The sequence below is a fragment of the Litoreibacter sp. genome, from assembly GCF_039974535.1.
In the GTDB taxonomy this organism is placed as follows: domain Bacteria; phylum Pseudomonadota; class Alphaproteobacteria; order Rhodobacterales; family Rhodobacteraceae; genus Litoreibacter.
In genome coordinates this window covers 150,184-168,670 of the sequence record NZ_JBDWIU010000010.1, presented here as the reverse complement: position 1 = coordinate 168,670, position 18,487 = coordinate 150,184, and the positions used below count along the sequence as shown (strand labels likewise).

Sequence of the window (18,487 nt, the reverse complement as noted above, 5' to 3'; positions counted from 1 at the left end):
CGAAAAAACTGGCATAAAAATATAACTTGAGGCGCTAACTGCCTCAAGTTCGACCAATTGCGTGTTCAAAATGTATCAAATCCGAGTTTGAACAATATGTCGCATACGACAACAGAATCACCTGATTCTTTCGTCATGGACCAAAAAACTTCACTAAGGCTTCTGGCAACAGCACCCCAAACCCTCGTCAATTTATTGCAAACTGGTGCCCCAAGACGGACTTGAACCGCCGACCTTGTCCTTACGAAGGACCTGCTCTACCAGCTGAGCTATTGGGGCCGCTAAAGGGGCATCGGGGTGAGGATTGCCCCTCCCCCCAACTCAAAAAGCCTTAGCTGGCCTTTTCTACCTCACCATCAGGTGTGGCTTCAGCACTCGCCTCAACGACCACAACGTCGTCGTCTGATACGATCTTCGCGTCCTCACCGGTGGGAGAGTTTTCAGGCGCACCAACGATCAGAGGCAACATTGCTGTACCTGCAGGCATCGTCACCGATGTCTCAGGCGCGTCCTTCCAGCTCAGCGTATCGAGGCTGCCACAGCTTGAGCATGTCGGCGACCAAACAGAATGAACGCTCAGGCAATTATCGCAAACCCACTGCGGGCCTCGTGGCGCAGATAACGCACGTGTAAGCCAGCCACGCACAACGGCATCATCCGATCCCTCACCACGTTCGACCGCCGCCATAATGGTCAGCACACGTGCGGTTGGGCTCGTTTCTGCCAAGTCGCCAATGGCGCGGCGCGCCTCGGGGAATTGCTCGGCGGCAATGTTCAGTTCAGCCAGCAACATCTTCGTCTCGGCGTGGTCAGGCAGCGCCTTAGTAAGTGCCCCAAACCGCTTGATGCGAGCTTGTGGGGTCTCATCAGGTGCAATCTCGGCAAAACCGGCAGCCAAATCTGGATGCGGACGTGCCGCCCAGGCCTTCTTGAGAACACGCGCAGCGTACTTCGGCTTGTCTTGCTCAATGTATCCACGGGCAGCCAATATGGCGGCGGGGATCAAGTCAGGCGACAGGCGGTTTGCCTCAATTGCGGTTTCACGCGCTTTAACACTAGAGCCTTCATCCATGTCCTTGGCTTCCGACAAGGCAAGAACAGCCTCGCGGCGGCGATGCACGTCACGCGGCAGGTTGCCGTGCTTCAACTTGGCATTCAACGTCTTGCGCGCGCCTGACCAGTCTTCGTTTTTGGCTTGCAGTTGCAACAAAACATCTTGGGTCTCTTCGTGCTTTGGCTTCAACGCGAACGCTTTTTCCGCCAGCTTAAGTGCCGTTTCGGTGTCCCCCTCAGCCAGCCTTTGCTTCATGATGCCGCGCACCCCCACAAAACGGGTGCGCTCGTCGGCCAAAAGATGCTTGTAAACGGTCTGCGCTTTTTTCGTATCACCCGCGGATTCGGCGGCTTGCGCGGCCAGCAAGTTGGTCAGCTCTGGCCGGGCTAGGTACTTCTCGGCCTTCGCGGCTTTCGCCATTGCCGTGCGCCCCTCGCCGGACGCCAAGGCCATCAAGCCATCCGCCAGCGCCTCGTAGCCTTTGCGCTCGCGGTTGCGGGTGAAGTAGCGGCTGATCGCGGTCTCATCCCCGTTCAGGAAGCGGAACGTCGCAACCAGCAGGCCGACCACTTTGAGCAAAACCCAGAACGCGGCCAACATGACCACAAGGCCAATGATCGTCATCAAGGGGGTGAGGGTGAATTCGGTATTCGCCACAGACACCCGAACACCACCACTGGTTTCCAGCAGCATGCCCAACCCTAAGGTGATTGCCACAATGACGGCCACAAACACGAGAATTTTCACAAGAGACCAAAGCATAATAACTATCCTAATTCGCGTTCAGCGCGTCTGAGAGGCTGTTAAAGGCGGCAAGCGCATCGCGACGCGTCGCGGCAACCCCTGCCCAATTTTCAAGTGCGGCCTTACCCTCAGCGGGCAGCGCTTCGATGGTGTTCAAAGCAGCATCCAGATCACCCGCCTTGATCGCGGCTTCAGCGCGAGACAAAACCGCATCAGGGTCGTCGCCATCGCGAGGCGTCAAAGACCGCGCCCCAAGCTGATCCTTAATAAAGAATGCCAGTTTGTCGGTCGCGCTCTCTCCAGCCGTCGCCTTTAAGGACGCCGACAGCGCGTCACGGGCGCCTTGCTCGAATTGCTCCTCAAGAGCCGCCGCCGTAAGAATGCCGGTCTCAGCATTTGTAGCAAGTACTTCCGGCACATCCACCGCCGCCGCGACCTCAGGCACAATCGCAGCAAACGGCGCGCCGTTCTCTAGGGCAGTGCGCAAAGCGTTCAAGGCCCCACGCGCTTTCGCCTTAGCTTCGGCTTCAGCCGCGTTTTCTTGTTGGGCCTGCGCGGATGCAATCTGGTCTTGCGTCAAGGTGCGCATCTTTTCCAGAGTGGTTTCCAGCAGCTCCATCTCGGCACGTTGCGCTTCAAGCGTTGCCTGAACATCTTCCGGCAACGGAGCGACCTCCCGCGTTGGGATTTCATCAATACGGGTGCTCAAAGCCGCGCGCGCGTCGGTATTTTCCGACTGGGCGGCATCCAGAGCTGCTTGCAGTCCCGATATCTTCTCAGATTGCTCGGCCAGCAGGGCCTCAAACTTGTCGCCTCCGCCAAACACTGGCCATTCGGCGGCCTTGAAGTAGATCGCGCCACCAAATCCAATCACTGCGGCTAGCGCACCGCCAAGCAAAGGGCCCAAAAAGCCGCCGCGACGCTCGACGGCAGCCTGTACAGGTGCCGCAGCTTCTTCGACTTCGGCTTCAACAACCTCGTCCGCCTCAACCTCTTCAATGGCATCTATTGCTTTGTCGGTTTCGGCGTCGGCGGCCTCAACCACCTCATCAGAGATCACGGCATCCTCGACGGCTTCCTCGACATCAGGGTCCCCCAATGTCACGCCCTCAACCTTGGTGTCGGCCATGGCCGCGTCTAGCTCGTCAAATTCGGCGTCTTTAACCACGCCAGAAATAGCGCTCGCCTTGGACGAATCCGCCTTTTGTTCAGACACGTCGGTCTTCGACGGAGTTTTTTTCTTGCGTGCCAAGCGCCTATTCCTTCTTCGCTTCATGAGCAGGGCGACTCTTACAAACCGAGCGCCACGCCCGACCTTAAACCAACAGTTTGCTAACCCTCAAGCAGAACACCTACTTTCGTGCCGCTTCAATTGCGCGCAACATCGATGGGCCGTCCGGTCTGTCTGCAATTTGGGCAACCACCAACCCCAAATCCCTACAAGTCTGCGCAACCGCGTCACTCATGGCAACGATGGTCACCTGACGGCCTAAGCTGCGGGTTAACTGTTCAGCGAAAAATGCGGCGCTTCGAGGGGAAAATAACGGAACAATCACCCTATCTACACCCTCCAGAATCGCGCGCGCCTCCCCGCTTAGGGGTTCAGTCACCTGCTCATAGACCACCATCGGAGCAACCAAATCCCCCAGGTCACCTGCAACGTCACGCCCTCTCGCGTGAACCAAACTCTGCCCTTGCGCGCACTGTATAAGCAGGCGTTTCAAATCTTCGACATCACCGCCGGCGCTGGTAGCATCAAACCCAGCATCCCCGGCAGTCTGTGCGGTTCTATCCCCGACGCAGTAGGCCTGCCCCCGCCAAGCCTGAGCCTTCGCGAATCCTGCAACGCCGTTCTCGGATGTAAAAACGACCGCATCAGGTGCAGACAACAAGGGCTGCACATCCACCCAAATTGTTTGCGTCACTGGGGATATGAGGACCGGCGCAGGTAGCATGGCCGCAAACCGTTCGGACGCCGCCCTAGGGCGGGTCAACAACACGGTGGGTGGGATTGTCTGATCCATGCCAAAGGTGTTAACCGTTGCCAAAGCCCCGCACAACAGGCCCAAACCCTTGGCGAATTCCCTCACTATACTAGGCATCGAAAGCAGCTGCGACGACACCGCCGCCGCCGTAGTGCGTCAAACGGACGGCCAAGCGCCCGAAATCCTGTCGAACGAGGTCTTCGGCCAGACAGAACTGCACGCCGATTTTGGCGGCGTTGTCCCCGAGATCGCGGCCCGCGCCCACGCCGAGAAACTCGATGTTATGGTTGAGGCGGCCCTCAAAGCGTCCGGCGTCCTCCTAAAAGACATCGACGCCATCGCCGTCACCGCCGGTCCGGGCCTTATCGGCGGCGTCATGTCGGGCGTGATGTGCGCCAAGGGCCTAGCGGCTGGCGCTGACAAACCATTGATCGGGGTTAACCACTTAGCGGGCCACGCCCTGACGCCCCGCCTGACAGATCAGTTGGCGTTCCCCTACCTGATGCTTTTGGTCTCGGGCGGGCACTGCCAATTCCTGATCGCGCATTCTGCCACCAAGTTCCAACGCCTCGGCGGCACGATTGATGATGCGCCAGGCGAAGCCTTCGACAAGGTCGCCAAGCTTATCGGGCTGCCACAACCCGGCGGCCCATCCATCGAGGAGGCTGCAAAGTCTGGCGATCCCAAGTCCCACAAACTGCCCCGCCCCTTATTGGATCGGGCGGGTTGCGACATGTCATTTTCGGGGCTGAAAACTGCGGCACTACGCGCACGCGATGCGCTAGTTGCTGACCAAGGTGGGTTGCACCAACAAGATCAGGCCAATCTATCTGCCAGCTTCCAAGCCGCCGTCGCGGACGTGTTAACCGAAAAAACCCGCCGCGCCCTTGCACAGTATCTAGAGCTAGCGCCCGCCGCACCCGCCATTGCCGTTGCAGGGGGCGTCGCGGCCAACCAGACAATTCGCGACAACCTATCTAAACTTGCCGATGATCACGGCGTCCGCTTCACCGCCCCGCCGTTGAAGCTGTGCACCGATAATGCCGCGATGATCGCATGGGCAGGTATGGAGCGCTTCCGCCTGCAACTTATAGACGACCTAACTCTCACTGCGCGGCCTCGATGGCCGCTCGACACGGCTGCCCCCGCAATGTTGGGATCAGGCAAAAAAGGAGCCAAAGCATGAGCAAAATAGTAATCGCAGGTGCAGGCGCATTTGGCTCCGCTTTGGCTGTCGCTTTGGATATGGCTGGCCGCGACGTGACGTTGGTGGGCCGATCCGTCGATAAGTTCCAAGCAAGCCGCGACAACCCGCGCCTTAAAGGTGTGCCGATCCCAGACAGCATCGCTCTCTCCACAGAGCTGGCTGTCACATCAGAGGATCTGCTCCTGCTTGCCGTGCCAACGCAATCCCTGTCAGGCTATCTCGCGGATACGCAACCTGCTCCGCGTGCCGCCATTGCATGTTGTAAAGGTGTGGACCTCGCAACGGTACGCGGGCCAACGGCAATCATCGATGATCTGGTTGACGCGCCATCCGCCATTCTAACCGGCCCAAGCTTCGCCGCTGATATCGCACGCGGCTTGCCCACAGCCCTTGTCATCGCGACACAAAGCGACATCGGGCCGGAACTGCAGGAGCACCTCTCCACGGATACCCTGCGCTTATATCTATCCGACGACCCTATCGGCGCGGAACTTAGCGGTGCGTTGAAAAACGTTATCGCTATTGCTTGTGGCATCTGTATGGGCGCTGGCCTCGGCGAAAGCGCCCGCGCGGCGTTGATGACACGCGGCATGGCGGAGATGTTGCGCATGGCCGTTGCCATGGGGGCAAAGCCTGAAACCTTGGCAGGTCTTGCCGGTTTTGGTGACCTCGCCCTTACTTGCGCGTCCGAGCAATCTCGGAACTTTGCCTTCGGCCTGTCGCTTGGCGGCAAAGGCCCTGCCCCAACAGCGACCACCGAAGGACGCCACACTGCCCGCGCAATCGTGAAGCTGGCTGAAGATAAAGGTGTTGATATGCCCATCGCCAAAATGGTCGCGGGGGTGGTAGAAGAGAAACTAACACTGGAACAAGCGCTGTCGCTCCTTTTGTCGCGGCCGCTGACAAAGGAATGGCCCTATGCTTATCGCACTGATCTGCACCGATAAACCCAATCACTTGGAAACCCGTAAGGCTAACCGCGATGCGCATGTAGCCTACCTTAAGTCCTCCGAATGCGTGCGGCAGGCTGGCCCTTTCTTGGATGCCAATGGCGATATGTACGGATCTTTGATCGTGCTGGAGCTGCCCGACATGAATGCGGGCCACGCTTGGGCTGCGGCTGATCCATACGCCAAAGCGGGTCTGTTTTCCGAGGTTCGCTTGGAACAATGGAACAGGGTTATCGGGTAATGCGCTACTGGCTGTTCAAATCCGAGACATCCACTTGGTCATGGGACCAGCAGGTCGCGAAAGGGGATGCGGGCGAGGAATGGGACGGTGTGCGCAACTATCAGGCCCGTAACTACATGCGGGAAATGAAGCTTGGGGATCGCGGATTCTTTTATCACTCCCAAAAGGATCGCGAGATCGTAGGGATTGTGGAGGTTTGCGCCGAGGCCCATCCCGACAGTAGCACCGATGATGACCGGTGGGACTGCGTGGACATCAGAGCCATCGAGCCTTTGAAGCGCGGCGTGCACCTTGATCAGGTCAAGGCCGATGACAGGCTGGATGAGATGGCACTGGTCAAAAGCTCGCGCCTGTCTGTGCAACCAGTCACCAAAGCCGAGTGGGACATCATCTGCGAGTTGGGCGGTTTGTCATAAGGATTCTCTTGATTGGCCACATTTGAATTTCAGAGATTCTCCTCGCGCCTAACAACTGGGCTTGCAAAGCCGGCAAAACGAATAGAAATTTCGTTTAAAATCAATTCACTGAAATAAAGTGATCGCAAACAATTTGACGCTAAATTTTCATTGGTATACTAGAATACATTATGCAGTTGACGTCGCGCTGGGGAGAGCGAGTCTCGTCGGACAGGCGTCAATACGCGAACACCAAGCGATCAGGGAGGATCGAATGACTTTTGTATCTAAATTTAACACTACTGTAGCCAGCGCCGTAGTTGGCGGTTGCGTTGCAGTCGCCGCGACAACAGCCGGTGCAGCTGAACTTCGTGGCTGGAACGTACACGTAGAAGATTACCCAGTTTCCATCGCTATGGAATCCTTCATGGCTGAGGTAGCTGAGCGTACAAACGGCGAAGTTACTGGTAAAACATTCCACAACGGCGTTTTGGGCAACCAGCCTGACGCAATCGAGCAAATTCGTCTCGGCGTAATCGACTTTGGTGAATTCAGCCTTGGACCAATGGGGACTTCTATCCCAGAAACCAACGTTGTTTCTCTGCCGTTCATCTTCAAAAGCATCCCACAGATGTATGAGCTGATGGACGGTGAAGTTGGCGAAGCTATCGGCGCTGGCATGATGAAAAAAGGTATGGTTCCACTGGGTTGGTACGACGCGGGCGCACGCTCCTTCTACAACTCCAAGACCCCTATCAATACACCTGCTGACGTTGAGGGTCTGAAGATCCGCGTTATGAGCAACGACTTGTTCGTAAAAATGGTTGAATCCATGGACGGCAACGCAACACCAATGGCGTTCGCTGAGGTTTACCAGTCGATCAAAACAAGCGTTGTAGACGGTGCGGAAAACAACCCACCATCCTACGAGTCCACCAACCACTTTGAGGTTGCTAAGTACTACTCGCTGACAGAGCACCTGATCATCCCAGAATGCCTGTGCATGAGCTTGAAGACTTGGGAGAAAATGACTCCAGAGCAGCAAGAGATCCTCAAAGACGCTGGTCACAAAAGTGCGTTGCAACAGCGTGAGCTGTGGCAGGCTCGTGAAGCAGCAAGCATGGAAAAAGTCCAAGCTGGCGGCACAATCGTGAACACAATCGCAGACAAAGCGCCATTCCAAGCTGCAATGGCTCCTGTTTACGAAGGCTTCTTGGCTGACAACCCAGATTTGACTGAACTGGTTAACCTGATCCGTAACGCTAACTAATTTGGCCTTACGATAAGCCCGCCGCATCATGGTGTGCGGCGGGCTTTTTACAACCTATCCCCTAAAATTTCTAATTCTCTCGGAGACACTGATGTCGGATCAATCCCCTTTTATTCAGCGCCTAGAGCTGGCTTTAGATTGGGTACGCTCCTTGTGCATCCTGATCTCTTCCATCGCGCTCGTGGTTCTTATTACCACCTTTGGCTGGCTGGTCTTCGGGCGCTACGTCTTGAACGTGACCCCAACTTGGGTGGAGCAACTGGCGCTTTTGCTGATCTGCTACATCGCATTTGTTGGCGCGGCTGCAGGCGTGAATGAAGACACCCATATCGGCGTGAGCCTGTTCCGCGATATGATGCCTGTCACGGTCCAAAAGACGATCATTATCTTCATCGACATCATCCTAGCGGCTTTTGGCGCAATCATGCTGAGCGCAGGTGTGACGTTGATGCAATTTGGCTGGGACTCGAACCTGCCGATGCTTGAAATTCCGGAAAGCTTCCGCACGTTGGCGATCACGTCATGTGGTGCGTTGATCTTTCTGTTCGCAGGCTCTCGTGGCCTTATCCGTATTCTTACTTTCTCGGCTTGGTTGCCGGAAGCTGACTTGAAGGAATCCTAAGCGTGGGTTTGGCTATTCTACTTTGCGTCTTCGGCGTAGGCGTTGTTATCGGTGCACCTGTTGCATTCGCTATGGGTTTCGCGGCCCTCGCTGCATTCTGGTACGAGGGATTCCCTCTGCTCATCACTTTCCAGCGGGCTACGGCTGGCGTGTCGGTCTTCTCGCTGCTCGCCATTCCGTTCTTCGTCTTCGCGGGCGAGATCATGCTCCACGGCGGCATTGCAGGTCGCTTGGTTAAGTTGGCATCCGCTTTGGTCGGTCACCTCAAAGGTGGCTTGGCGATGGTGAACATCTTCTCAAGCATGTTGTTCGGCGGCATCTCCGGCTCCGCTGTGGCAGACATCTCGGCGCTTGGTTCTTTGTTGATCCCTGTGATGAAGGAACGTGGCTACCGCCCTGACTTCGCGGTCAACGTGACCGTAACCTCCTCTATCGCGGGCATCGTGATCCCGCCAAGCCACAACATGATCATCTTCGCGGTGGCGGCGGGTGGCGGTATCTCCGTGTCCAAGCTGTTCCTTGCTGGCGTTGTTCCGGGCATCCTGATGTGCGTCTGCCTTGCGATTGCTGCTTACATCTTATCCGTGAAGCACAAGTACCCCTCCGAGCCATTCCCTGGTTGGGCAGAGGTTCGCCGCAGCTCCTTCGATGCGATCCCCGGTTTCTTTACGGCTGTAATCATCGTTGGCGGCACATTGTCCGGCATCTTCACAGTTACCGAATCCGGTGCTTTCGGGGCCGTCTACGCGGTGCTTCTCACGAAGTTCTACTACAAAGACCTTAGCTGGGAATCTTTCGTCAAATCCGTCACCGGTGCCGTGCGCACAACGGCGATGGTTATGATCTTGATCGCCTTTGCTAGCTCTTTCGCCTACCTGCTCGCCTTGTATCAGGTTCCCGCCAAGCTCAGCACGGCTTTGGTGACGATCTCCGACAATCCAATCATGATCTTGTTGATGATCAACCTGATCTTGCTGATCCTCGGCATGATCATGGACATGGCAGCTTTGATCTTGATCTGCACACCTATCTTCCTGCCTATCGCTAAGGGCTTGGGGATGGATCCAACGCAGTTCGGTATCATGATGCTTATCAACCTTGGTTTGGGTCTTTGTACTCCGCCGGTTGGCACCTGCCTCTTCGTTGGCTGTGCGGTCGGTAAGATCAAGATTGAGCAGGCGTTGAAATCCATCTGGCCTTTCTATGTTGCAATTTTTGGTGCATTGATGTTGGTCACATTCGTTCCTCAAGTATCTTTGTGGCTGCCGTCCCTCAGCGAGTAAGACGGCACCCCATTAAGGTGGGACGATGAATTAATCACGGCTGCTCTTTTGCGTAGCCATAACGTTTAAGACAGGACCACCTGTATGGCACAGTTTATCAACTTGGAACGTCGCACAAACGTCGATGAAATCTTCGACAAGTTGTACAGCGATATCGTGACACTTAAACTGATGCCGGGTACTAAAATATCGGAAGCCGAGATCGCCAGTCAGTTCTCGGTTTCCCGCCAACCCGTTCGGGACGCTTTCGCCCGTTTGGGCAACATGGATTTGCTTCTAATTCGGCCCCAAAAGGCCACCGTGGTACGTAAGTTTTCCGCCAATGGCATCGCTCATGCCCGCTTCATCCGCACCGCAATCGAGGTCGAGGTTCTGCGAAATGCCATCGTCAAATGGCCGGAAACAGATACCACCCGCATTCGCGACATTATGGACGAGCAGGCTAAGGCCATTCCGACAAAAGACACCAATAGGTTCCACGAGCTGGACTTGGAGTTTCACAACGCGCTTTGTGTCGCCGCAGGCTTTGAGACCGCGTTTGAGATAATCTCTGAGATGAAAACCCGTGTAGACCGCCTTGGGCGCTTGTCGCTTGAACAACCCACCGAGATGAACGTCCTGTTGGCAGACCACCGGCGCATTATTGCAGCACTTGATGACAATGATACCGCGGCCTTGGATCACGCCATTCGCAAGCACCTAGGTCGCCTCGATGCCTTTATCGGGCGTATCCAGCAAGAGCATTCAGAGTACTTCGAGTAACGCCCCAACTCATACGAAACATTGGGCAAATCTCACTGCCCCTGCTATCTTCCTGAGACGGTTATTCAGGAGAACTAATTATGGGCCTATTTTCAGTAATTCTGGCAGCTTTTGCGGCGTTTGCCTTTGGCGCAGTCTGGTACATGGCGCTTGCCAAGCCGTGGGCCGAAGCCGCGGGCATAAAGATTGACCCTAATGGCAAGCCCGAGAACCAGACTATGACGCCCTACATAATGGCTGGGGCCGCTATGATACTCGTTGCCGGAATGATGCGGCACGTGTTCGCCGCCTCCGGCATCGACGCGCCCGTATCAGGTTTGGTAACAGGTCTAGGCATCGGGCTATTCTTTATCTCCCCGTGGATCATGATCAATAACGGCTACGGCGGGCGCCCATTCAAGTTAACGCTTATCGATGGCGGTTATGCGACCTTCGGATGTGCGATCATCGGGTTGGTCTTAGGCCTGTTCTAGGCGTAGCCAAGCGACATCAGACAAACAAAAAGAGGGTCCCGCCCCCACGGAACCCTCTTTAACCCCACGCGTTTGGTTTCTCGCACCACGTGACTGTGAAACTGATCTGGCCTCGATGGCTCAGCACCTTATGCCTAGCCTGCTCGCGGAAACATTACAAATAAACTATCCGCGCAATTCGAGCCCCATTTCGCTCAATTTTTCCTAGACGTCGGCCTAGAATGCAAGGCGCCCGCTCGGAAAACCGGCGGGCGCTCAAGTCTTTACAAAGGTTCGCAGGCTTAGCCGTACACGGACTCTTTGTTGAAGTGCTTTGTCAGCATGTAGTAAACCACAGCGCGGTACTTGTTGCGCTCGGATTTGCCGTAAACTTCGATAACCGAGTTGATTGCTTCCATCAGCTGTGGGCTGTCGGACAGGCCAAGCTTCTTGATCAGGAAGTTGTTTTTAACCGTTTCAAGTTCTGCAGGCTGGCTACCGGCGACTGTAGAAGCGTCAGCATTGTAGATCGCTGGACCACAACCGATAGTAACCTTAGTCAACAGGTCCATATCAGGCGTCATGCCGCATTTGTTTTTCAGATCGTCTGCATAAACCGCGATCAATTCGTCACGTTTTCCCATTGAATATCTCCCACCAATGATCGGCCACTATGGCCCTGTATTAGGCCCCAACCGGGCCTTCAAGCGGACAATACGTACTAAACCAGCCAATCCAAAGGAAAAAATCACTATCTTTTCCCCGCAAGCAAGAACTGACTTAACGACACGTCCCCCATCCCTGATTTTGAAGATGGAAATGATCCGCATGAAGCGCGTTAAACTCAGGTCCCAGAACAGTCGAGAACCACTCGCACCCCGCATCGCGGATCGCCCGCATGAAGCCTTGTGCCCCCTCACTGCCTTCCCAACCCGCCAATAGATCGACTGTTGTGCCATCCTCCAAAACCACCCCGCGAATATCGATGGAGGCGGCCGTGGCATGCGTGCTCATCCGGTTTGTTGCCCCACGAATAGCGCGACAATTGTAGCTGCCGATGTGGCGCAATTCGCGCACGCTTTGGCCTAAATGCTCTTGTGCAGCGGGTTGCACCCCATGCCGCTCCCACATGGCCAGCCTCAGGGCTGTTTGGCACGCTGTCTCGACACCGCGGATGCTTGCAGCCCCGACGCCAGTTAGTTTCACTCGGTTCGCAATGCCGCAACGCTCATCCGATCCAACAAGTGGCGACATGCTCTCGAACTGCCCCGATTGCGACAGCAAGCTGAGGCAAGCATCAGGATCATCCCACACACGGCGCAGCTTGAAGTGGGTAACCGGCGTCACCGGATCGCTGACCACCAATTCGCGCAAAGGGTTCCATTCGCGTGGCACAAGGCTTTGCGGGTCCGTAAAGGCCCAGTGAACGCCAAACGCCATCGCAGCGAAAACCGCGATGGCGCCTAGAATGTTCAGCAATATGCGTAAAGTGGCGATAACGCCGCCTCCTTAGTAGCGGTAGTGCTCTGGTTTGAACGGGCCGTCTTGTGGCACGCCAAGGTAGTCGGCCTGCTCTTTGTCCAGCTTCGACAATTTAACGCCGATACGGTCAAGGTGCAGACGCGCCACCTTCTCATCCAAATGCTTCGGCAGGATGTAGACGTCGTTCTTGTAGGAATCGTTGTTGTTCCACAATTCCATCTGCGCCAACACTTGGTTGGTGAAGGAAGCGGACATCACGAAGGACGGGTGGCCAGTGGCGTTGCCAAGGTTCAGCAAACGACCCTCGGACAGCAGGATCAGACGGTTGCCGGATGGCATCTCGATCATGTCCACTTGCTCTTTGATGTTGGTCCACTTGTGGTTCTTCAACGAGGCCACTTGGATCTCATTGTCGAAATGACCGATGTTGCCAACGATCGCCATGTCCTTCATCGCGCGCATGTGCTCGATGCGGATCACGTCCTTGTTGCCGGTGGTGGTGATGAAGATGTCGGCGTCGCCAACAACGTCTTCCAGCAACACAACTTCAAAGCCGTCCATCGCGGCCTGCAATGCGCAGATCGGGTCAACTTCGGTGACTTTCACACGCGCACCAGCACCGCTCAGGGACGCCGCAGAGCCTTTGCCCACGTCGCCGTAGCCCATCACAACCGCAACTTTGCCGGCCATCATGGTGTCCGTGGCGCGGCGGATGCCGTCTACCAGAGATTCTTTGCAGCCGTATTTGTTGTCGAACTTCGACTTGGTGACAGAATCGTTCACGTTGATCGCGGGGAACGGCAGCTGGCCTTGCTTCACCAATTCATACAGGCGGTGAACGCCGGTTGTTGTCTCCTCGGAGACGCCTTTGATCTGGTCGCGCATCTTGGTGAACCAGCCCGGCGTCGCCGCCATGCGTTTCTTGATCTGCGCTTGGATCGCCTCTTCTTCTTCGGACTCAGGAACGCCGAACGCTTCGCCGCCCTCAATGCGGGCACCCAGCAAGATGTACAATGTTGCGTCGCCGCCATCGTCCAAGATCAGGTTCGGGCCGTCTTCAAACATGAAGGATTTATCGAGGTAGTCCCAATGCTCTTCCAAGCTTTGGCCTTTAATCGCAAATACCGGCACGCCAGATTGCGCAATTGCTGCTGCCGCGTGGTCTTGCGTGGAGAAGATGTTGCAGGACGCCCAGCGAACATCCGCGCCCAAAGCAACGAGTGTTTCGATCAAAACGGCGGTTTGGATGGTCATGTGCAAAGAGCCCACAATACGCGATCCGGCCAAAGGCTTTGCCTCGCCGTACTCGGTGCGCAACGCCATCAGGCCCGGCATTTCTGTCTCTGCGATGTTCAATTCCTTACGGCCAAATTCCGCAAGGTTGATGTCTTTTACTACGTAGTCATTGGCCATGTGACCTGCTCCTGCAATCGGTGATTATTGGGCAAATAGCACCCCACACCCCTCTCGACAACGCCTGATGCCCGTGGAACAAAACAACACGCAACAAAGGGCCGCCCTATGAAACAACCCCGCGCATGGCAAAGGATGCTATCTGGCCGCAGGCTGGACCTGCTGGACCCCACGCCAATGGACATCGAAATCGAGGACATCGCACACGGATTGTCCTTCGTCGCCCGCTGGAATGGGCAGACAATGGGCAACTTCGCCTACTCGGTGGCCGAGCATTCCGTGCTGGTGGAGCGTCTCTATTCCGCTGCCAACCCCAAGGCGCCGGTGAAGTGGCAATTGGCCGCCTTGCTGCATGATGCGCCGGAATATGTGATCGGGGATATGATCTCACCCGTGAAGGCATCCGTGGGGCCGGGGTATGAGGAGCTAGACGACCGCCTTACCGCCGCTATTCATATCCGCTTTGGCCTGCCCGCCGCTATTCCCGTCGCGGTGAAGAAGCAGATCAAGAAGGCCGACAAGCTGTCCGCGTGGCTGGAGGCGACGCAAATCGCAGGCTTCTCGGTGGAGGAAAGCAACAAGCTTTTCGGCACCCCAAGCGGCCAAGTCCCGTTGCCAAACACGCTGGTTCCCCGTCCCCCGATGGAGGTGAAGGCCGAGTTTATTCAGCGGTTCGAAACGCTATCGGAGGCATTATGATCGTTCGCAAAGCCACCCCGCAAGACCGCGCCGCAATCACCAACATTTTGAACGAGGTCATCGCGATTGGCGGCACCACCGCCTATGAGGCCCCCAAAGAGGCCCAGTTCTTTGACCGCTTCATCACCCCTAAAGACAACCGCACATTCATTCATGTGGCCGAGGCTGATGGCGAAGTTGTGGGCTTTCAATGGATGAACCCCGACGCCGATGGCATGGGGATGATCGCCACTTTCGCGCAGGCCGGAACCACGCAGCGCGGCATCGGCTCGGCCTTGTTCAAGGAAACGCTGAGGTGCTGCAAGGACGCAGGCTACACCCTGCTGGACGCCACCATTCGCGGGGACAACACCGGCGGCTTGGCCTATTATTCTAAGGTGGGTTTCAAGGACCATTCGGTCACCCGCGCCGTGCCGCTCAGCGATGGAACGCCAGTAGATCGCGTCCACAAGCGGATGGAACTGGGGAAAGCCGACACCCGATGATAGCTTATGTCACTGTAGGCGCGGACGACATCGCCAGCGCGGAGCGGTTTTATTCTGCGTTTCTACCAGCCCTTGGCTACAGGCTGGAAGAGTATCAAGGTGATCTAAGCTACATATTGCCCGTGCCCGATGGGACGCCTCCTGTGTCACCAGATTTCTACGTCAAATCCCCCTTCAATGGCGAAGGCGCCTCGGCTGGGAACGGCTCCATGGTCGCCTTTGCCGCACGCAGTCAAAAACAAGTTCGCGACCTTCACGCAGCAGGGCTTAGTGCTGGTGGTTTCGACGAGGGGCAACCTGATTTTCGCGCCTCGTATAGCGCTCATTTCTATGTTGGCTACCTACGCGACCCCCATGGAAATAAGATCGCATTGTTTAGCGACAACCCAGATGAACCAGGACGACCCGACTAACCGGATGACCAGCGGGTGAGTTGGAGGTAACCCATGGGTTACCCTACAAATATGCGCGTTAACCAATTGAGCCAGCGCCAACAGCGCCCATCCCGTTTGACGTTTACACCTGTTATGAAACCGTAAATTCAATCACATCAAAACCCCGCTGATTTTGATTTGATTAGGCTTACGAAGCTCTACTCCGCAACGGCCTTCAACCAGCGAATGAAGGTTTTCAATCCCTCACTACGCGCCACCGGACGGGTGACCAAATAGTAACCTAAGGCGGACAGCGGCGCCTCGTGAAGACACAGCAAGCTGCCACGTTTCAAGTCAGCCTCTACCAAGGCACGGCCTTGGATCGACAATCCTGCACCAGATCTGGCGGCAGATAGGACCATGGCATTTGTCGGCACCTTGGTGACTGAGCTGTGCGATAAATCCAGCCCGACCTCCTGCGCCCACACCTGCTGTTCGGGCCGATGGGTTTCAAACACCCAAGGCAGCGCGTTCAACTCCTTCATGGTGCCACCTGCACCTTTGGCCGCAAGCTCCGGCGCACCCACAATCACATAGTTGGCGTTAACCAACATCTGGGCCTCCAGCCCGGGCCAAACCCCGCGACCATAGCGAATAGTCAAATCAAGCCCGTCACGACGCATGTCCACAACTGTGTGTGATGGTTGTAGGGACAGCTCGATCTCGGGATGCTCCCTCCAGAATGCGCCGATACGCGGCATCAACCAGTTCTCGGCAAATGTAGGGGTCATCCCGATTGTCAGCGGTCTACCTTGGGTTGCCGCCCGCAAATCCCGCACGCCCGACGCGATGGTGGAAAACCCGTCCCCTAGGGACACCGACAACGCCCGCCCAGCCTCGGTCAACCCCATGCCCGCGCCTTGCCGAAATACCAACTCGCACCCGAACTCTGTCTCCAGCCCGCGCACGTGTTGGGCAATTGCCGCATGGGTGACGTTCAGCTCTCGGGCGGCAGCGGAGAAGCTGCTTAAACGGGCCGTCGCCTCGAACGCCCGCAGCGCGGCTAGGGATGGAATGTCACGCCAATCCATCAGGCAATTGAAAGTTGAGCTAACATGATGGAAATCATACTGACGTGCATTGCAAAGGCAAGGGGCGGATAGTCAGGCATCACTTCATAGAAGGACTAAAAGAATGCTTAACCTACTTTCCTCCGTTATTCTTCGCGCAATTGAAGAGCGCAAAGAGTTTCCCGACCACCTGAAAGATCACGCCGACCGCTATATTCGCAGCCCCCGCGCGCAACGGCGTGACGGCGTCAGCCGACGCACTGAGACACACGGGCCTTACCTGTGGTAGATGCGGACCTTAAGTCGATGATCGCAGGTGTGGCTAGCAGCTAACCCCAGCGCGACTCGTGGCGGAAACCCAGCCGCGAAATTCCCCATTCGCGAACACCAATACCGTCCCATCGGGCCATTCCACTTGCTGCCCGCCGTTTGCGCAGTCTTGCGACGCGGCGGGCTTCGCACCGACCAGTTTGCTCATTGCGGGAATGGTGGAGTGATCCGTGCGTCCGAAGTCGATCCGTTGCGTCCGATCAGACAGCTGTACACCAGCAGCGTCGAGCGTGAACGGTATGGGATCAGGGCGCGGAGCGCTTGGCACAGTGGGTGCGCAGGCTGCCAGCACCAACACCGCCAGCACCGCACGCATTACTTAGGCGACCGTTTTGCAAGGATGCGCTGCAACGTACGGCGGTGCATGCTTAGGCGGCGCGCGGTCTCGGAGACGTTGCGGTCGCATAGCTCGTAGACACGTTGAATATGCTCCCAGCGCACACGATCCGCAGACATTGGATTTTCTGGCGGCGGCGGCAACTCGTCACCGGTTGCCAGCAGCGCATTGGTCACATCATTGGCGTCAGCGGGTTTCGACAGGTAATCAGTGGCCCCGATTTTCACCGCAGCCACAGCGGTGGCGATGGCCCCATATCCGGTCAGCACCACGATCTTGGCGTCAGGGCGTTTCTCACGCAGCACTTCGACCACATCCAAGCCGTTCCCATCCCCAAGCCGCAAATCGATCACAGCATAAGCGGGTGGGCGGGCCGTTGCGATTGCGCGCCCAGCAGCTACGGTCTCGGCGGTCTCTACGGCAAAACCGCGTTTTTCCATGGCGCGGGCCAATCGGCGTAGAAACGGCTCATCGTCGTCTACGAGCAGCAAAGTGTTGTCATCGCCAATCTCTTTCAGCGCATTTTCAACCATCACATGTTCCTTCCGCAGCATTCGCTTACACAAGGTGTAGGTTGCAAATGGGTGCGGCGTCAAACACTACCGCGCCGCCCAACATGCGACATTAACTACTTGCACCAGCGTAGCAAGCGACCGTCTCGGCCATCTGCTCTGGCGTGGAGTCGCGGCGGAAAAACTCCACAAAGCCCTTCTCGGGCAACACCAGATACGTGAAGGTTGAGTGGTCCACGAGATAGTAATCAGGATCACCCGGCTGCTTTTTGTAGTAGGTTTTATATGCCTGAGATGCGGCTTTGACTTGCTCGGCCGACCCTGTAAGCCCCAGCATTTTAGGGTGCATCACATCAGTATACTCACCCACCACTTCGGGCGTATCGCGCTCCGGATCGATGGAGATGAACAATGCACCCGCATCAACACCCATGTCCGCCAAAATATCCAATGCCGACGCATTTCGAGCAGTATCCAAAGGGCAGACGTCTGGGCAGAACGTATAGCCGAAGTACACCAACGTTGGATCAGTTATGACGTCAGTATCAGTTACTGTCGCGCCAGTTTCGCTCACCAACTCAAAGGGGCCGCCAATATCCCCGCCAGCAATCGCCGAAGAACTACAGGACGCGAATTCGTCCTCTGCACCGCGATTGAGCAGCACATAGGCCGCAGTGCCACCCAACATTGCGACGACAAGACCAAGTGCTGTGGCCGAATAGATTTTGTTCATGGGGTACTCCGCAAGAGAAATCATACCGTTAGTTGATCCACGATCCCGCCACATGTATCAATCGGTCATTATGACGCTAACGCTCAA

The 18,487-nt window shown here is 56.3% G+C and carries 23 protein-coding genes and 1 tRNA gene; 13 read left to right on the top strand and 11 right to left on the bottom strand.

Annotation, left to right across the window (positions count from 1 at the left end):
* Nucleotides 1-203 precede the first annotated feature (203 nt).
* From ABJN86_RS08370 to ABJN86_RS08355, 4 genes are all read right to left on the bottom strand, one after another.
* Nucleotides 204-279: transfer RNA gene (locus tag ABJN86_RS08370), tRNA-Thr, on the bottom strand.
* Between the two features lie 52 nt (nucleotides 280-331).
* Entirely contained in the window at nucleotides 332-1,816 is a 1,485-nt protein-coding gene (locus tag ABJN86_RS08365) for a heme biosynthesis HemY N-terminal domain-containing protein (RefSeq protein WP_348366256.1), read from the bottom strand.
* Between the two features lie 10 nt (nucleotides 1,817-1,826).
* Nucleotides 1,827-3,050, bottom strand: coding sequence for a hypothetical protein (locus tag ABJN86_RS08360; RefSeq protein WP_348366255.1), 1,224 nt, complete (start codon nucleotides 3,048-3,050; stop codon nucleotides 1,827-1,829).
* 100 nt (nucleotides 3,051-3,150) lie between these two features.
* A complete protein-coding gene (locus ABJN86_RS08355) occupies nucleotides 3,151-3,822 on the bottom strand; it encodes a uroporphyrinogen-III synthase (protein WP_348366253.1) in 672 nt (223 codons plus the stop codon).
* A 49-nt stretch (nucleotides 3,823-3,871) separates the two neighbouring features.
* Here ABJN86_RS08355 and tsaD point away from each other — a divergent pair, with 49 nt between their 5' ends.
* The 9 genes from tsaD (at nucleotide 3,872) to ABJN86_RS08310 (ending at nucleotide 10,986) form a co-directional block, all read left to right on the top strand.
* Complete coding sequence (tsaD, locus tag ABJN86_RS08350; protein WP_348366917.1) at nucleotides 3,872-4,969, top strand: tRNA (adenosine(37)-N6)-threonylcarbamoyltransferase complex transferase subunit TsaD; 1,098 nt, start codon at nucleotides 3,872-3,874, stop codon at nucleotides 4,967-4,969.
* The gene (locus ABJN86_RS08345; protein ID WP_348366251.1) at nucleotides 4,966-5,937 is read left to right on the top strand and encodes an NAD(P)H-dependent glycerol-3-phosphate dehydrogenase; all 972 of its coding nucleotides are present in this window, start codon (nucleotides 4,966-4,968) and stop codon (nucleotides 5,935-5,937) included. Before tsaD ends, ABJN86_RS08345 begins: the two co-directional genes overlap by 4 nt.
* The gene (locus tag ABJN86_RS08340; protein WP_348366250.1) at nucleotides 5,909-6,181 is read left to right on the top strand and encodes a YciI family protein; all 273 of its coding nucleotides are present in this window, start codon (nucleotides 5,909-5,911) and stop codon (nucleotides 6,179-6,181) included. The genes ABJN86_RS08345 and ABJN86_RS08340 overlap by 29 nt, the downstream gene beginning before the upstream one ends.
* Entirely contained in the window at nucleotides 6,181-6,597 is a 417-nt protein-coding gene (locus tag ABJN86_RS08335; protein ID WP_348366248.1) for an EVE domain-containing protein, read from the top strand. The genes ABJN86_RS08340 and ABJN86_RS08335 overlap by 1 nt, the downstream gene beginning before the upstream one ends.
* Nucleotides 6,598-6,850: 253 nt before the next feature.
* Nucleotides 6,851-7,846: a TRAP transporter substrate-binding protein gene (locus ABJN86_RS08330; protein WP_348366247.1), complete on the top strand. Its 996-nt coding sequence runs from the start codon at nucleotides 6,851-6,853 to the stop codon at nucleotides 7,844-7,846.
* 91 nt (nucleotides 7,847-7,937) lie between these two features.
* Entirely contained in the window at nucleotides 7,938-8,468 is a 531-nt protein-coding gene (locus tag ABJN86_RS08325) for a TRAP transporter small permease (RefSeq protein ID WP_348366246.1), read from the top strand.
* A gap of 2 nt (nucleotides 8,469-8,470) precedes the next feature.
* Nucleotides 8,471-9,751 carry a TRAP transporter large permease gene (locus ABJN86_RS08320; RefSeq protein ID WP_348366244.1) on the top strand — a complete coding sequence of 427 codons (1,281 nt, stop codon included), beginning with the start codon at nucleotides 8,471-8,473 and terminating at the stop codon, nucleotides 9,749-9,751.
* An 84-nt stretch (nucleotides 9,752-9,835) separates the two neighbouring features.
* The gene (locus tag ABJN86_RS08315; protein WP_348366242.1) at nucleotides 9,836-10,513 is read left to right on the top strand and encodes a GntR family transcriptional regulator; all 678 of its coding nucleotides are present in this window, start codon (nucleotides 9,836-9,838) and stop codon (nucleotides 10,511-10,513) included.
* Nucleotides 10,514-10,593: 80 nt separating this feature from the next.
* Entirely contained in the window at nucleotides 10,594-10,986 is a 393-nt protein-coding gene (locus tag ABJN86_RS08310) for a DUF1761 domain-containing protein (RefSeq protein WP_348366240.1), read from the top strand.
* A gap of 281 nt (nucleotides 10,987-11,267) precedes the next feature.
* Here ABJN86_RS08310 and ABJN86_RS08305 read toward each other — a convergent pair whose 3' ends face one another.
* The 3 genes from ABJN86_RS08305 to ahcY all read right to left on the bottom strand — a co-directional run bounded on the left by ABJN86_RS08305 (nucleotide 11,268) and on the right by ahcY (nucleotide 13,860).
* Complete coding sequence (locus tag ABJN86_RS08305) at nucleotides 11,268-11,609, bottom strand: DUF2853 family protein (protein WP_348366238.1); 342 nt, start codon at nucleotides 11,607-11,609, stop codon at nucleotides 11,268-11,270.
* A 136-nt stretch (nucleotides 11,610-11,745) separates the two neighbouring features.
* Nucleotides 11,746-12,444 (bottom strand): extensin family protein, encoded by a 699-nt coding sequence (locus ABJN86_RS08300; protein ID WP_348366237.1) that lies wholly within the window; start codon nucleotides 12,442-12,444, stop codon nucleotides 11,746-11,748.
* A gap of 30 nt (nucleotides 12,445-12,474) precedes the next feature.
* Nucleotides 12,475-13,860, bottom strand: coding sequence for an adenosylhomocysteinase (ahcY, locus tag ABJN86_RS08295; protein ID WP_348366235.1), 1,386 nt, complete (start codon nucleotides 13,858-13,860; stop codon nucleotides 12,475-12,477).
* A 108-nt stretch (nucleotides 13,861-13,968) separates the two neighbouring features.
* Here ahcY and ABJN86_RS08290 point away from each other — a divergent pair, with 108 nt between their 5' ends.
* The 3 genes from ABJN86_RS08290 to ABJN86_RS08280 are packed head-to-tail and all read left to right on the top strand — an operon-like array spanning nucleotide 13,969 to nucleotide 15,457.
* Nucleotides 13,969-14,559, top strand: coding sequence for an HD family hydrolase (locus ABJN86_RS08290; RefSeq protein ID WP_348366233.1), 591 nt, complete (start codon nucleotides 13,969-13,971; stop codon nucleotides 14,557-14,559).
* Entirely contained in the window at nucleotides 14,556-15,044 is a 489-nt protein-coding gene (locus ABJN86_RS08285; protein ID WP_348366232.1) for a GNAT family N-acetyltransferase, read from the top strand. The genes ABJN86_RS08290 and ABJN86_RS08285 overlap by 4 nt, the downstream gene beginning before the upstream one ends.
* Nucleotides 15,041-15,457 carry a VOC family protein gene (locus tag ABJN86_RS08280; protein WP_348366230.1) on the top strand — a complete coding sequence of 139 codons (417 nt, stop codon included), beginning with the start codon at nucleotides 15,041-15,043 and terminating at the stop codon, nucleotides 15,455-15,457. Before ABJN86_RS08285 ends, ABJN86_RS08280 begins: the two co-directional genes overlap by 4 nt.
* 179 nt (nucleotides 15,458-15,636) lie before the next feature.
* On the opposite strand, the gene ABJN86_RS08275 is transcribed toward ABJN86_RS08280, so the two are convergent.
* Nucleotides 15,637-16,509: a LysR family transcriptional regulator gene (locus tag ABJN86_RS08275; RefSeq protein ID WP_348366229.1), complete on the bottom strand. Its 873-nt coding sequence runs from the start codon at nucleotides 16,507-16,509 to the stop codon at nucleotides 15,637-15,639.
* A gap of 103 nt (nucleotides 16,510-16,612) precedes the next feature.
* Between ABJN86_RS08275 and ABJN86_RS08270 the strand changes: the two genes are divergently transcribed.
* The gene (locus ABJN86_RS08270) at nucleotides 16,613-16,777 is read left to right on the top strand and encodes a hypothetical protein (RefSeq protein ID WP_348366227.1); all 165 of its coding nucleotides are present in this window, start codon (nucleotides 16,613-16,615) and stop codon (nucleotides 16,775-16,777) included.
* 33 nt (nucleotides 16,778-16,810) lie between these two features.
* On the opposite strand, the gene ABJN86_RS08265 is transcribed toward ABJN86_RS08270, so the two are convergent.
* The 3 genes from ABJN86_RS08265 to ABJN86_RS08255 all read right to left on the bottom strand — a co-directional run bounded on the left by ABJN86_RS08265 (nucleotide 16,811) and on the right by ABJN86_RS08255 (nucleotide 18,400).
* Nucleotides 16,811-17,134 (bottom strand): hypothetical protein, encoded by a 324-nt coding sequence (locus tag ABJN86_RS08265; protein ID WP_348366226.1) that lies wholly within the window; start codon nucleotides 17,132-17,134, stop codon nucleotides 16,811-16,813.
* Nucleotides 17,134-17,688, bottom strand: a complete 555-nt coding sequence (locus tag ABJN86_RS08260) for an ActR/PrrA/RegA family redox response regulator transcription factor (protein WP_348366224.1) — start codon at nucleotides 17,686-17,688, stop codon at nucleotides 17,134-17,136. The genes ABJN86_RS08265 and ABJN86_RS08260 overlap by 1 nt, the downstream gene beginning before the upstream one ends.
* A 91-nt stretch (nucleotides 17,689-17,779) precedes the next feature.
* Nucleotides 17,780-18,400, bottom strand: coding sequence for an SCO family protein (locus tag ABJN86_RS08255; RefSeq protein ID WP_348366223.1), 621 nt, complete (start codon nucleotides 18,398-18,400; stop codon nucleotides 17,780-17,782).
* Between the last annotated feature and the right edge of the window lie 87 nt (nucleotides 18,401-18,487).